This window comes from Bordetella tumulicola (assembly GCF_965138755.1).
Classification (GTDB): Bacteria; Pseudomonadota; Gammaproteobacteria; order Burkholderiales; family Burkholderiaceae_B; genus Bordetella_A; species Bordetella_A tumulicola.
The window spans coordinates 158,465-172,518 of the sequence record NZ_CBCSFP010000007.1 but is presented as its reverse complement, the minus strand read 5'-3'; the positions used below and the strand labels follow the sequence as shown (position 1 = coordinate 172,518).

Here is a 14,054-nt window from a genome sequence, read left to right as displayed (position 1 = left end):
TATAGTTCGTGATTCGTTTTTGTGCAATACGTTTGCTATAGACGAATTTATGGCCATACAGGCAATCCGCCAGGCCTCTCAGCGTCGTTGGCAGCTCGGGCAGTAATAGGTCGCCCGCTGGCCCTGGACCAGTCGGCGGATAGGCGTACCGCAGACCCGGCAGGGTCGGCCATCGCGCTCGTACACTGCCGCATGAATCTCGAAATAGCTGCCGGGCTGGCCAGTGGCGCTGACATAGTCGCGCAACGTACTGCCGCCCGAGGCCAGTGCGTCGCCCAGCGTCGCGCGTACGCAATCCGCCAATCGCGTGCAGCGCGCCCGCGAGACACGGCTGGCGGGGGTGCGTGGATCGATGCCGGCGCGAAACAGGCTTTCCGAGGCGTAGATATTGCCCACGCCCACCACGGCGCTGCCGGCGAGCAGGGCTTGTTTGATGGCGATGCTGCGACCTCGAAACTGCTGATGCAGCCAGGCGCCGTCAAACCGGGGGTCAAAGGGTTCAATGCCCAGCTTGGCCAGCAAGGGATGGGACATGATGGGCCCATCGTTCTCGGGATGCCATAAGACGGCGCCAAAACGGCGCGGATCGTGCAGCCTCAGGATGGCGTGATCAAAGACCCAGTCGACGTGGTCGTGTTTGAGCGGGATGTCGCCGGCCAGCACGTTGCGCAGCGATCCGGACATGCCCAGATGCACAATCTGGGTACCATGCTCAAAACGTAGTAACAGATATTTGCCGCGGCGCGCGCATTCCAGTACGGTCCGCTCGGACAGCAACGCAGGTAGATCGTCGGGGATGGGCCAGCGCATACGCGATTCGCGCACGACCAGGCGACGCAGTGTTTTGCCCGTAATCACGGGGTCAATCCCGCGGCGGGTGGTTTCGACTTCGGGGAGTTCCGGCATGAGCCAGTGTAAGATGATCAAACGTGTACAGATGATTGTGCCATCAACCAGGCGGGTCGTGTGAAGTCGTCATTCAAATCAGCTCATTTCCTACCTACGATACTGACGTTTGCGCTGGCGGGCTTGTTGCCCCTGCCGGCGCTGGCCGCCGATGCCGTTCCGGGCGATGCGACGGGGCCACGGATGTCAACGAAGCCACGGGTGCCGGAAACGCAAATTATCCGCTTGCGTCCCGGGCAGTTGCCTTATGTTTCGCTGACGGCGGACATTTTTTTTCGCGTGATGGCCTCCGAGGTCGCCGCGCAGCGCGGCATGTACGATACGGCGGCCGCAACGCTATTGACCCTGTCTCAGGAAACCGGAGATCCCCGGTTGGCGCGTCGTGCCCTGGAGTTCCAGTTGGCCGGCGGCAATTTGGGCGGGGCACTCGAGGCCGCTCGCACTTGGTCGCGACAGGCTCCCACCGACATCGAAGCCAGCTCGACCGAATTGGCCCTGGCGGCTGCCAATGGCCAGACCGCCGGATTGGCGGCGGCGTTACGCAAGCGTATTGACGCTTCGCCGGACAAGCCCTTTGCGATCGGACAGGCGCTGGCGGTAATTGGTCGTTTGAATGACCGCCGCCTGGCGCTGAAGATTCTGGATGAGTCGTTCAGCCCCGAGGTGCGCAAGCTGTCCGAGGCGCATCTGGCACTTGCCGATATCGCCCAGGCCGCCGGGGAAAGCGATCGGGCGGTGGCAGAGGCTCGCGCGGCATTACAAGCGGACCCCGACTCGGAAGCCGCCGCGCAACGGGTATTGGAGTATGGCGCTCTGGTCGATCCCGGGCGCGCGGAAAGCGAAGCCCGCGCCTTCCTGGTCAAGCATCCTGACGCGCGCAAAGTGCATTTGTCTCTGGCGGGCATGTTGGCCGACCGTGGCGATTACGACGCGGCGCTCGCCGAGTTGCAGGCGATGGCGCGCCGTTCGCCCGAGGACTTCGACCTGCTTTACATGCAAGCACAACTGGCCTACAAGGCCGATCACAAAGATCAGGCGCGCTTGTTGCTGCAAGAGTATCTCTCGGTGCAAAACCAGCGTCAGGAGTCTATCGCTGAAGGCGCGAGCGATGCCGGTGCGGCCGAGGCCGACGCCCGCGTGCTGTTGTCCCGCATCGCCGAGGACCAGGGGCAATACGACGAAGCCATTGCGCAACTGAATCAGATTGATGATCCGGCGCTGCGTTATTCCGCCCAAATGCGCCAGGCCGCACTGCGGGCCAAGCAAGGACGCATCGACGAAGCCTTGTCCATGGTGGATGCGGCGCAACCGAACGACGAAGAAGACCAGATACAAGGGGTGCTGACCAAAGCGCAGATCCTGCGCGATGCCGATCGCATTGACGATGCGGTAAAGGTCCTCGAAATCGCTAATCAGGCCCAGCCCGATACGGTCGAAATCAAGTACGAACTGGCCATGCTGTACGAACGCCAGGAGCGCTACAAGGACCTGGAGGCGCAACTGCGTCAAGTTATTGCGCTGGACCCCGAACACGCACACGCCTACAACGCGCTGGGATACACGCTGGCCGATCGCAATGAGCGGTTGCCCGAGGCGCTTGATCTGATTACGCAGGCTATGGAGTTGTTGCCCGATAATCCGTTCGTCCTGGACAGCATGGGCTGGGTCAAATTCCGCATGGGCGATAAACAGGCCGCCGCGGATTACCTGTCTCGCGCCTATGCCCAGCGGCCCGAGCCTGATATTGCTGCGCATTGGGCCGAAGTGCTGTGGTCCGGCGGCCAGCGCGCCCAAGCCCAGGAACTGCTGCAGGCCGGATTCAAAAAAGATCCCCAAAATCGCACGCTGATTGATACGGCCAAGCGGCTGGGCGTACCGCTTGGAGGGGCTCAATGACCTGGGGCTTCGCAACGCTGCGTACGTGGCTGGCCGTGGCGGTATGCGCAGGCGTAGCCGCCTGCACGAGTGTGCCTACCGCGCCACCGGGCACCGCCGATGGTGCGTTTTCTCGCAGTGGGCGTTTTGCCATCACCGTGACCGAGGCGGACGGGCAGCAGCAGGCCGTGCAAGGGGGCTTTAATTGGCAAGACGATGGTGATCGCTATCGACTGGATCTGACGAGTCCGTTGGGGTCTATTCAGGCGCGAGTCGAAGGCCGTCCCGGACATGCCACGCTGACCAAAGCGGATGGTGCGGTATTCGAGGCCTCGAGCCCTGACGCTCTGGCTGAAGAAGCCCTGGGCGGTCCAATACCCGTATCTCATTTGCGCGACTGGATGCGTGGTCGCGTTGTAGAGGGGGCGGCGACGGACTTGCAGCGTGACGAGCTGGGTCGTCCCGTGTCGTTCCGTCAGGCTGACTGGCAGGCGCGTCTGTCTCGTTACGACACGCAAGGCCCGGGATTGCTGGTACTGCAACGTGTAGAGCCGGGGCGTCGCATTTCCGTGCGGCTGGCCGTCAATGAACCATGATGTATGACGTCCCCGCGCCGGCCAAGCTGAATTTGTTTTTACATGTGGTGGGCCGTCGCGATGATGGTTATCACCTGCTGCAAACCGTGTTCCGGTTTATCGATCTGTGCGACACCTTGCATTTCGAGGCGCGTGGCGATGGCCGTATTGAGCGCGTTTCCGACCTGCCGGGTGTGCCTTCCGAGCAGGATCTCACCGTGCGTGCCGCCCGTGCATTGCAGCAGGCAACGGGAACACGCCAAGGCGTGAGCATCACGCTCGAAAAACAGATCCCCCAAGGGGGCGGGCTGGGAGGCGGGTCGAGCGATGCCGCCTCGACACTTATCGCGCTGAATCGCCTGTGGGGCACCAGCCTGTCGCGCCGCGAGTTGATGGCATTGGCCCTGCCGTTGGGCGCGGATGTACCTGTCTTCGTATTTGGACAGTCGGCATTCGCCGAGGGCGTCGGGGAAGACCTCACGCCACTGACGTTGCCGCCCGCCTTCTATTTGGTGGCCCAACCCGACGTGAGTGTGCCTACGGCTAATATTTTTTCCGATCCGGATTTGACAAGGAATTCTTCTTCCGTCAAAATAACGGACTTTCTTGCTTCACAAAATTTTGGCACAGGTTCTGCACAGCAGGCAGCGCCGGGATTTTTTGGCAGAAACGACTTGGAACCGGTGGTTTACCGCCGCTATGTGGAGGTCTCACAAGCAGCGCAGTGGCTATCGGGACATGGCATACATGTCCGCATGTCTGGGTCTGGTGCGTGTTTGTTCGCCCAGTACGCCACTGCGAAACAGGCCGTTTTGGCAGAGCGGGAAATTACCGCTACAATGCGCGTCGCTGGTGAATTAACTGGCAACTCGCAGGCAGGATTCAGGTTGATACGGGTGTGTTCCGGGTTAACTGAGCATCCGTTGCGGAATTGGGTTGCAAGATAGTTGGGGAGTCGCCAAGCTGGTTAAGGCACTGGATTTTGATTCCAGCATGCGAAGGTTCGAATCCTTCCTCCCCAGCCAAAAAAATACATAAAAAAGCTGTTGAACACGCCCGTCAGACACTGGCCTCAGTTCAGCAGCTTTTTTATTTGCCGATTTCGGCAAGATTGATTGCACACGGCAATACACGTTCTCGCGTCTTCACTGACCATCGCAGCAGCTTCTATCATGGCAAACGATAGCTTCATGATCTTCACCGGCACAGCCAATACCCGGCTGGCCGTAGACGTTGTCAACCATCTTGATATGTCTCTCGGGAAAATGACCGTTGGCCGTTTTTCCGACGGCGAGGTCATGGTGGAGATCAACGAAAATGTGCGTGGCAAAGACGTTTTTGTTTTGCAGCCCACCTGTGCCCCGACCAACGACAACCTGATGGAAATCATGGTCATGGTCGATGCGTTGCGCCGGGCTTCGGCAGGCCGGATTACCGCCGCCATCCCGTATTTCGGTTACGCCCGCCAAGACCGTCGCCCGCGCTCCGCGCGCGTGGCCATCTCGGCCAAGGTCGTGGCCAACATGTTGCAAGTCGCGGGCGTTGACCGCGTGCTGACCATGGATTTGCACGCCGATCAGATCCAGGGCTTTTTCGACATTCCGGTTGACAACATTTACGCCGGCCCGATCTTGCTGGGCGATATCTGGCGCCGCGATTTGTCCAATCTGGTGGTGGTGTCGCCTGATATTGGCGGCGTGGTGCGTGCCCGTGCCCTGGCCAAGCAGCTCGAAGCCGATCTGGCCATCATCGACAAGCGTCGTCCGCGAGCCAATGTCTCCGAGGTCATGAATATCATCGGCGAAGTCGACGGTCGCACCTGCATCATCATGGATGACATGGTCGATACCGCCGGCACCCTGTGCAAGGCCGCCCAGGCCCTCAAGGACCGTGGCGCTGGCGCCGTCTACGCCTATTGCACGCACCCTGTGCTCTCGGGTGGCGCGATCGACCGTATCGAGGCTTCAGAGCTTGACGAACTGGTCGTGACCGACACGATTCCGCTGTCCGAACAAGGCCAGGGCAGCACCAAGATCCGCCAGTTGTCGTGTGCGGCGTTGTTGGGCGAAACCATTCTGCGTATTTCCAACGCCGAATCGGTCAGCTCGCTGTTCGTCGACTGAGTTAACGCTTATCGACCCCTATTTCGTATTTGCTCGCCTGCTGGTCGCGGCAGGCGCGTAAACAACACGGTCCGCGCGTCGCGTTCCGTGTCACTTAACAGGCAGTTTTGCGACTGCCAGTCTGTTTGGAGTTATCCATGAAATTCACTGCCACTGCGCGTAGCGTCCAGGGTTCGAGTGCGAGCCGCCGCCTGCGCCGCGCGGGTCGCGTTCCTGCCATTGTTTATGGCGGTAAGGCTGCCCCCGTAAACGTTGAACTCGACCACAACGAAATTTTCCACGCCCTGCGTAAAGAACAATTCCACGCTTCGATCCTGCAAATGCAATTCGAAGGCAAGGAAGAACCCGTTCTGTTGCGTTCGGTTCAATGGCACTCCTACAAGCCGCAAGTTCTGCACGTTGACTTCCAACGCGTCGATGCCGGTCAGGCCCTGCACACCAAAGTGCCGCTGCACTTCATCAACGGCGACGAGTCGCCCGCGGTCAAACTCAGCAGCGCCGTGATCAGCCATATCAACACCGAGCTGGAAATCACCTGCTTGCCGGCGGCTCTGCCCCAGTTCATCGAAGTCGACCTGAAGAATCTGTTGGCCGGCGCTTCGGTGCACTTGGCCGACATCAAGCTGCCCAAGGGCGTCACGTACGTGCCGCACGGTGGCGAAGCCAACCCGCTGCTGGCGACGGCTGTGGTCAAGGGCGGTGGTGCTGGTGCCGCTGACGAAGACGCCGCTGACGCTGCGCCTGCTGCTGAAGCCTAAGTTCCATTAACCCGACCTGCGTCGGGTGTCGGGCTAAAACCCTGCGTGTGCGTTAGCATGTGCAGGGTTTTTTATTGCCGGGCCGCCTGGGTTTTTGTATGCGCGACGGCTCGGTAGCCTTTCCCCTTTACTATTCTCACCATGTCTACTGCCATCCGCCTTATCGCGGGCTTGGGTAACCCAGGCCCCGACTACGAAACCACTCGCCATAACGCCGGTTTTTGGCTTGCCGATCATCTCGCAGATGATTTGCGTGCCCAATTCAATCTGGAAAAAAGTTTTTTCGGCCTGGTTGCCAAGGCGCGTCATGCGGGCGAGAACGTATTGCTGGTCAAGCCGATCACCTATATGAACCGGTCTGGTCAATCCGTCGGCGCCCTAGCGCGGTTTTACAAACTCGCACCCGAACAGGTGCTGGTGTTGCACGACGAACTGGACTTGCTGCCCGGGCAGGTCAAGCTCAAACAAGGGGGCGGGCACGCCGGCCATAATGGCCTGAAAGATATTCAGGCTGCATTGGGCAGTCCCAATTTTTGGCGCTTGCGTATCGGTATCGGCCATCCCCGGACCCTGGGGCTGGCTCAACAGGTCGTGGATTTTGTGTTGCATCCACCGCGCCGCGACGAACAAACAGGGATCGACGAAGTCATCCGTCGTTGCCGTATCGTCGTACCGGCCATGCTGGATGGCGACTTTGATCTGGCCACACGCCAATTGCACAGTGGCAACACGGCCTGAATTGATGAGTACTCCTTTGGCGCCATCGCAAGGAAATCTCCGCTTTCGCCAAGAGGTCGCCGATTTCTGGCAGTTTTTACAGCAGCCGGATTTGAGACGATTGCCTGGGCGTCGTACCGGCAGCGGCTTGTCCTCCGATTGGTGGCCGGGCCTGCCTTTCGGGCGCTTGTTCGCGTGGGCTTGCGTCTTGTGGGCCCTGAATTTTGTCGCGTTGGGGCCGATTGCTGTGATCGCGGCCAATTCGGGCGGCGCGGCCCATCGTATCGACCCCGCCGCGATTCCTTGGTTGACAGCGATCCTGTGGGCACCTCTCATCGAAGAAATGCTGTTTCGCTATGGCCTGCGTCGACCTGGACAGGTGTTATGGGTGTGTCCCGCCATGTTGCCGCCACTGCTGTGGGGCGCGCAGGGGTGGACCTTGGCGTGGGTGGGTATGGTGATCGTGCTGGCCTGCTTGCCGCTACGCCGTGGCCGGATCAAGCGCACGGGTTGGAAAATGGAATGGCGCCGGTACTATCGCTGGCGCTTCCCGTGGGTTTATCACCTGTCCGCCCTGGTGTTTGCCGGGGTACACCTGAGCAATTTCCGGTTGACTGACTCGGCCTACTGGATGCTGCCGCTGCTGGTGTTGCCGCAGTGGTCTGCCGGTCTGGTGGTGGGATGGATGCGCGTGCGGCGCGGCATAGGCGCGGCCATGTTGTTGCATGGCATGTTCAATGCCGGCCCGGTCCTGTTGATTTTCTTGATCATGCGCTGGACCACGTAACGCGGTGCAACATGTGTTGTTTAGCTCTTTGTAAGCTGCCTTGGGTTTGCCGATATACTTGATATTGACAATCAATATCATTATTAAGCAGTGACGGCCCCCGTCGCAACAAGGAGTACTACCGCTGTGAAACCCTGGATTTTGTTGGCAGGATCGGTTTTCGCCTCTTTCTCGTCGTTTGCGTTCGAGTTACCGCATGACGAGGTCGCATTAACACTGCCTACGACGCCCGAAAAAATCGTGACCTTCGATTTGGGGATTCTGGATACCTTGCATGCCCTGGATATCCCTGTCGCCGGGGTACCGAAATCGACCTACGAAGGGGGGCTAGCGCCGTTTAGCACGACCACCGTCGTTGGATCGCTGTTCGAGCCCGACTATGCCGTCTTGAAAGAGATCAAACCGGATCTTATTTTCGCGGGTGGCCGTAGTCAAAAGGCGATCCCGGAGCTAGAGAAAATCGCACCCACTGTCAGCTTTACGGCCGACCCGACGGCATTTTTGTCTTCCGTCGAGACCAGCACCAATGCCATCGGCAAAGCTTTTGGCAAGCAAGCCCAGGCAAGCGCAGCATTGGCCAAGCTCAATGGCGCGGTTGAGCAATTGCATGCGGCCAATCAAGGTAAAACCGGTGTCTTTCTCTTTGCCGTCAAAGGCAATGTGATGGCTCACGCGCCTGGTGACCGGTTCGGCTACGCGTACGAACTGTCGGGTTTGAAATCCGTCTTGCCGGCCAACGATCCCAACACGCCGTCACAGCCGCGCCCCGAACCGGGTTCGCCCGAAGCCAAAGCCGCCACGGCCAAGCGCGCCGAGACCCTCACCGCCGCGGTAAACGCAGACCCCGATTGGTTGATTGTTCTGGATCGCGGCGCCATCAATGGTGGTGAAAGGACGGCGGCACAAACCCTGGCCAAACATCCCGAGTTGAGCCAGACGCGCGCGTACAAGACCGGGCATGTCTACTACGCCGATCCGAACGGCTGGTATATCGTGACGACCGGGCTGTCGAATTTGCAGACAATCAGCGCAGACATGCTGAAGGCCATGAAGTAATAGCGGGCCATCTCGTTAACACCTAAAACGCACAAGGCACGCTGGCGCTTGGGCCGGCGTGTGACGACGTACGCGCAGATTGGGCAAACATGTTGCTGAGTGACCCGCTGCGTATTTTGGTTTCCTGATCCAGGTCATGGGCTGCCTGCAATTGATGATTGGAACTTGAAGCTCTCCGCAGTTACTTAGTCTGCAGTCCAACTCTATTTGGCTGTAGACATGGCAATCGATTCCGTGGCGATACTACGTAGCTGGGGGAGCCGCCTGGAGCAGGCCCTGGGTATTCCGATCTGCCTCGATGATAGCGGGGCCATGGTTCTCAAGACCAAACAGGGCCAGGCGCTGGGTATTACCCCCGTGCCTGGGCATGGCGTGTTGGTATTTACAGGAATACTCGGTATCGCCGACGCGTCGGTCCGGGTGGATACCTTACTGGCGTTGCTAGCCCTCAATATGGCGCCGAGCTGTTCCGGCATGGGGTGTGTGGGACTGGCGCCCGATACCCGGGAGATCGCGTTGCGATTGAGTTGGGTGCCTGCACCGGAAAATTGGACCGAGCAGGCGTTCGCCGCTACGTTGACCGCGTTTGTCGAGCATATCGACGCGTTGGCGACTGCCATCGTCAGCGGTGACATCGAGCAAATCCTGACAGCAACGACATCGATCGATGTCTCCCCCGCATCCCCGGACACGGGTCCCATTGCGCTTGTGTGACGAGAAAAAATGCAAACCGCCCCCACGATAACGCCGGTGTTGGCGCCGTTTTCTCCTGATACGTCCATGATTGACGCTGTGAAAGGAGGGACGGGAGACGCCATGAAGACCGCGGCTGCGGCATTGGCGCTGGAGCCCGTCGCGCATACGAGTTACGACACGTTGTGCACCATCGGCAGTATCACGCTGGATTCCACTTTTGCCGCCTTGAACGTGGTGGGAAGCGTTGTCGCATTCAGAAATTGCCTGAATGGCAGTTTCATCAGTCTCGATGGCGTGCTGTTTATTACTTGCAGCATTAACGCGGTTGCGTGTCTTGATCGTATAGTTGACGCTGCGGTTCAAGTGGGCATTGGCATCGGAAGTCACGGTCTCGTGACGAGTGGCTTGGTCAGCTCGGTCAAGCTCGTGTCGAAATTGAGTCAAGGCGACATGCTGGGTGCCACTGTCACGGGCGCGAAATTGGTGGCCACGCTGGCTCTGACAGGACATCCGGTCGTGTTGGGAATCGTGATTGCCGTCGATTTGGCCTATTCATACTCCCATTTAGTGTTGCCGGCGCCGATGCCGTGGAACCGTACACAGCAGATGCCTCCATTACCCGGCGGTATTCAGGAGCCGTCGACGTCTCCATTATCGGACGGCGTAGAGGAGCCGTCGACGTCGCGATTGTCGAATGCAGAGGAAGGACTGTCGATGCCGCCATTACCCGACGCTGAGGAGGGGCAGCCGACGTCTCCCTTGTCGAATGTCGCGGAAGGGCCGCCGAGATTGGCGAGCAGTTAGGCGCCATCGGCGTGGGGGAATATTTTCGTTATATAGTATTGTATATAGCGAAATTCTCAATCCTTGGAACCCCCCTGCCATGCGTACTTTGTGCCCTGCTGTTCTGGTAGCGACTGGCTTGTTTTCCATCGCCACATCGACCCTGGCGGGCGAAGTGCAAGTCGCCGTCGCGGCGAACTTTACTGCCCCCATGCAGGCGATCGCACAGCAGTTTGAGCAGGATACCAGCCACAAGGTCCTCGCGTCCTTTGGGGCGACGGGGCAGTTTTACGCACAAATCAAAAATGGCGCGCCGTTCGAGGTGTTTCTGGCGGCGGACGACGAGCGCCCGGCCAAGCTCGAGGCCGAGGGCCTGACCGTGCCGGGGTCGCGTTTCACGTACGCCGTGGGGGCGCTGGCGTTGTGGTCTGCCAAAGCCGATTATGTCGATGATCAGGGCGCGGTGTTAAAGCAGGATACGTTCCGGCATCTGGCCATTGCCAATCCGAAGGCCGCGCCGTATGGCTTGGCCGCCACCCAAGTCATGGCAAAACTGGGGCTCACCGACACGCTGAAGCCGAAAATCGTTGAAGGGCAGAGCATCGGCCAAACCCTGCAGTTCGTGTCGTCCGGCAATGCCGAACTGGGTTTTGTCGCACTATCGCAAATCTTCAAGGACGGTAAACTGAACGGTGGGTCGGCCTGGATGGTGCCCAGTTCGCTGCATGACCCTATCAAACAAGATGCGGTCGTCCTGGACAAGGGTAAAGGCAATCCCGTCGCCTCCGCGTTTGTCGAGTATCTCAAAGGCCCCAAGGCCGCCGAGATCATCAAATCGTACGGTTATCAATCAAGCGGCCAATAAAGGCAATATTGCATGCCCCTGGACTCTGCCGACGTTGCCGCCATTTGGCTGACGATTCAACTTGCATCGTTGACGACGTTGTTGCTGTTGCTGGTTGGCACGCCAATCGCCTGGTGGCTGGCGCGCACCCGCTCGCGCTTCAAAGGGCCGGTGGGTGCCGTCGTCGCGTTGCCGCTCGTTTTGCCGCCCACGGTGTTGGGGTTTTACTTGTTGGTCGCGACGGGCCCGCACGGCTGGGTGGGGCAGGCGACGCAAGCGCTAGGCCTGGGAATATTGCCCTTCACGTTTAGTGGTCTGGTCGTGGCCTCGGTGATTTACTCCCTGCCTTTTGTCGTGCAGCCCTTGCAGAACGCGTTCGAGGCTATCGGTGTTCGCCCTCTCGAGGAGGCGGCTTCGTTGCGCGCCAGCCCGCTGGATTGCTTCTTTTCCGTGGTGTTGCCGCTGGCACGCCCGGGATTTATCACCGCCGCCATCCTGGGTTTTGCCCATACGGTGGGCGAGTTCGGAGTGGTGTTGATGATGGGGGGCAATATCGAGGGCAAGACCCGTGTCGTGTCCGTCCAGATTTTCGATCATGTGGAGGCCCTGGAGTACGAACAGGCGCATTGGTTGTCGGGCGGCATGGTGGTCTTCGCGTTTGTGGTGCTGCTGTTGTTGTATACGCGACGGCGTACCTCGCCACTGTGGTGATGGAGCGTCAGGTCGGACATGTCACTCTCTGATCAGGCTGCTCTCTCGTCGAACACGGGCATCGAAGCGCGCTTTCGGGTGGATTACCCTGATTTTTCGCTGGATGTCGATCTACACTTGCCCGGGCGCGGCGTTTCCGTGCTTTATGGACATTCTGGTTCAGGCAAAACAACCTGCCTGCGCTGCATTGCTGGTTTAGCGCCTGTCACGCAGGGCTATTTACGGGTCAACGGAGAAGTGTGGCTCGATACCGAGGCCGGCGTCGCCGTGCCCACGCATCGGCGTTCGCTGGGATATGTCTTTCAAGAGGCCAGCTTGTTTTCGCACCTGACGGTGCAGCGCAATCTGACGTTCGGCCTGAAGCGCATTCCCGCGGTGCAGCGCCGCGTGGATCTGCGTCAGGCGACGGAGCTGTTGGGCATTACGCATTTGTTGTCTCGCATGCCCGCGGGTTTATCGGGTGGCGAGCGTCAGCGGGTCGGCATCGCACGCGCGCTCCTGACCAGTCCGAGCTTGTTGCTGATGGACGAACCCATGGCGTCGCTGGACATGGCGCGCAAGCAAGAAATTTTGCCCTATCTCGAGCGGCTGTACGACGAGCTGGACATCCCGGTGATCTACGTCAGCCATGCTCCCCAGGAGGTCGTGCGCCTGGCCGATTATCTGGTGTTGCTGAGCGAGGGCCGTGCGTTGGCCAGCGGCGACATTGCCCAGATGCTGACGAGGCTGGATCTGCCCTTGGCCCGAGCGGATGACGCTTCGGTCGTCGTCGAAGGTGCTGTCACGATGTTTGATGCCGACTATCAGTTGATGGCCGTACAGTTGCCGGGCAGCAGTGCTTGCCTGCGTGTCGTGCATCCATCGTTGCCGTTGGGCTCTACTGTCCGGCTGGCCGTCAAGGCCCGCGACGTCAGTATCACGCTGGTGCATCCCGAACAAAGCAGCATTGTGAATGTGATCCCGGTGCGCGTGCAGGACATGGCGCCGGCGGATCATCCTGATCATATTCTGGTGCGATTGGATGCCGATGGTACGCCTTTATTGGCGCGGATCACCCGTTATTCACGCGATCAACTAGGGCTGGCGTCCGGCACACATGCCTGGGCGCAGATCAAAGCGGTGTCCGTGTTGGTCTGAGGGTGGCATCGTGCTCGGATAGAGCGGCAGCATGCAAACTCATGAGCACGCAAGCATGCAAACACGTGAGCACGCCGTCACGCCATCACCCGAAAACATCGTCAGGCAAACAGTTGTTTCATGTCCAGCGCGCGAATGATGCTGGCGGTCGACTCGACGAAAGGCGGCAGCGTCTGGCGTATGGGGGTAGCCAACGTCAGGTTGTTCATGATCACGGGGTCGATGATCTCCGAGCAAATCAAGTAGTCTTGCCCTTGCATATCATTTAACGCGGAACGCGGCAGAATGGTGTACAGGCTTTCCTGGGTCATGGTTTCCAGGATGGTGTGCACGACGTCGACTTCGGCGGCGATATCCAGCGCGACACTGAGATCGCGGCATGTCTTATCGACGAGTGCGCGAATCGTATTGGGCGCGCTGGGCAAGACCAGCGGGTAGCGGCCCAGATCCCGCGCACGCACGCGTGGTGGCGGAGCCGGCCGACAGGATTTGCCGTACGCCAGCACGAGGTCCTCGCGGTACACCGACTCATATCGCACGAGTGTCGAGGGCGGCGGATCGTACAGCAAGGCCAGATCGACCCGATCCTTGACCAGCCATTCGTTCATTTCCAGGCTGAGCCCTTCAGCCAGGGTCAACGCGGCATGGGGATGTTGCCGGCGAAAGGACTGCACGATGTGCGGGGCCAGTCGGCGCGCGACGCGATGCGGCATCCCCAGGCGTACCTTGGCCTGCGAGGTCGATGCATAGGCGCGCATATCTTGTCTGGCGTGTTGTGCCAGATCATCCAGCGCCTGGGCGTGCGCCAGAAAGCGCAAGCCGGCGGGGGTGGGTTCGACCCCCCGACCCGTGCGGATCAACAAGTGATGGCGCAATTCGGCCTCTAACAATTGAATCTGCCGGCTCAGCGAGGGCTGCGACAATCCCAGCACCTCGGCGGCACGGGAAAGGCTGCGCATCTCGCAGGCCACAATGAAATAGCGGATTTGTTTGAGATCCATAGAGGCAATGGTATACGTTTTTTCTATATCAGAAGTCCACTAGACCCCATTGCCGGGGTCGCGCCGGCTGCGCATCATGAGGGGT

The 14,054-nt window shown here is 59.6% G+C and carries 14 protein-coding genes, 1 tRNA gene and 1 pseudogene; 14 read left to right on the top strand and 2 right to left on the bottom strand.

Annotated features, from left to right (window positions below):
• Positions 1–78: 78 nt before the first annotated feature.
• Positions 79–906 carry a bifunctional DNA-formamidopyrimidine glycosylase/DNA-(apurinic or apyrimidinic site) lyase gene (gene mutM / locus ACNAZS_RS17985; RefSeq protein WP_415791791.1) on the bottom strand — a complete coding sequence of 276 codons (828 nt, stop codon included), beginning with the start codon at positions 904–906 and terminating at the stop codon, positions 79–81.
• Here mutM and ACNAZS_RS17980 point away from each other — a divergent pair.
• The 14 genes and pseudogenes from ACNAZS_RS17980 (at position 905) to modC (ending at position 12,968) form a co-directional block, all read left to right on the top strand.
• Positions 905–2,802 (top strand): annotated as a pseudogene (locus ACNAZS_RS17980) (tetratricopeptide repeat protein). The gene mutM and the pseudogene ACNAZS_RS17980 overlap by 2 nt on opposite strands.
• Positions 2,799–3,377, top strand: a complete 579-nt coding sequence (gene lolB / locus ACNAZS_RS17975) for a lipoprotein insertase outer membrane protein LolB (protein WP_415791789.1) — start codon at positions 2,799–2,801, stop codon at positions 3,375–3,377. The pseudogene ACNAZS_RS17980 and the gene lolB overlap by 4 nt, the downstream one beginning before the upstream one ends.
• Entirely contained in the window at positions 3,374–4,303 is a 930-nt protein-coding gene (gene ispE / locus ACNAZS_RS17970) for a 4-(cytidine 5'-diphospho)-2-C-methyl-D-erythritol kinase (RefSeq protein WP_415791787.1), read from the top strand. Before lolB ends, ispE begins: the two co-directional genes overlap by 4 nt.
• A gap of 1 nt (position 4,304) precedes the next feature.
• Positions 4,305–4,381: transfer RNA gene (locus ACNAZS_RS17965), tRNA-Gln, on the top strand.
• Between the two features lie 147 nt (positions 4,382–4,528).
• Positions 4,529–5,479: a ribose-phosphate pyrophosphokinase gene (locus tag ACNAZS_RS17960; RefSeq protein ID WP_415791785.1), complete on the top strand. Its 951-nt coding sequence runs from the start codon at positions 4,529–4,531 to the stop codon at positions 5,477–5,479.
• A 137-nt stretch (positions 5,480–5,616) separates the two neighbouring features.
• Complete coding sequence (locus ACNAZS_RS17955; RefSeq protein WP_415791783.1) at positions 5,617–6,237, top strand: 50S ribosomal protein L25/general stress protein Ctc; 621 nt, start codon at positions 5,617–5,619, stop codon at positions 6,235–6,237.
• A 141-nt stretch (positions 6,238–6,378) separates the two neighbouring features.
• A complete protein-coding gene (pth, locus tag ACNAZS_RS17950; protein ID WP_415791781.1) occupies positions 6,379–6,975 on the top strand; it encodes an aminoacyl-tRNA hydrolase in 597 nt (198 codons plus the stop codon).
• A gap of 4 nt (positions 6,976–6,979) precedes the next feature.
• Positions 6,980–7,741 carry a CPBP family glutamic-type intramembrane protease gene (locus tag ACNAZS_RS17945; protein WP_415791779.1) on the top strand — a complete coding sequence of 254 codons (762 nt, stop codon included), beginning with the start codon at positions 6,980–6,982 and terminating at the stop codon, positions 7,739–7,741.
• A 126-nt stretch (positions 7,742–7,867) separates the two neighbouring features.
• Positions 7,868–8,797: a siderophore ABC transporter substrate-binding protein gene (locus ACNAZS_RS17940; protein WP_415791777.1), complete on the top strand. Its 930-nt coding sequence runs from the start codon at positions 7,868–7,870 to the stop codon at positions 8,795–8,797.
• A gap of 219 nt (positions 8,798–9,016) precedes the next feature.
• Positions 9,017–9,511 carry a type III secretion system chaperone gene (locus ACNAZS_RS17935; RefSeq protein WP_415791775.1) on the top strand — a complete coding sequence of 165 codons (495 nt, stop codon included), beginning with the start codon at positions 9,017–9,019 and terminating at the stop codon, positions 9,509–9,511.
• Between the two features lie 9 nt (positions 9,512–9,520).
• Entirely contained in the window at positions 9,521–10,297 is a 777-nt protein-coding gene (locus ACNAZS_RS17930; protein WP_415791773.1) for a hypothetical protein, read from the top strand.
• Positions 10,298–10,376: 79 nt separating this feature from the next.
• Entirely contained in the window at positions 10,377–11,141 is a 765-nt protein-coding gene (gene modA, locus ACNAZS_RS17925) for a molybdate ABC transporter substrate-binding protein (RefSeq protein ID WP_415791771.1), read from the top strand.
• A gap of 12 nt (positions 11,142–11,153) precedes the next feature.
• The gene (gene modB, locus ACNAZS_RS17920; protein ID WP_415791769.1) at positions 11,154–11,831 is read left to right on the top strand and encodes a molybdate ABC transporter permease subunit; all 678 of its coding nucleotides are present in this window, start codon (positions 11,154–11,156) and stop codon (positions 11,829–11,831) included.
• Between the two features lie 18 nt (positions 11,832–11,849).
• Positions 11,850–12,968 (top strand): molybdenum ABC transporter ATP-binding protein, encoded by a 1,119-nt coding sequence (gene modC, locus ACNAZS_RS17915; RefSeq protein WP_415791767.1) that lies wholly within the window; start codon positions 11,850–11,852, stop codon positions 12,966–12,968.
• A 101-nt stretch (positions 12,969–13,069) separates the two neighbouring features.
• Here modC and ACNAZS_RS17910 read toward each other — a convergent pair whose 3' ends face one another.
• Positions 13,070–13,969, bottom strand: a complete 900-nt coding sequence (locus tag ACNAZS_RS17910) for a LysR family transcriptional regulator (RefSeq protein ID WP_415791765.1) — start codon at positions 13,967–13,969, stop codon at positions 13,070–13,072.
• Positions 13,970–14,054 lie beyond the last annotated feature (85 nt).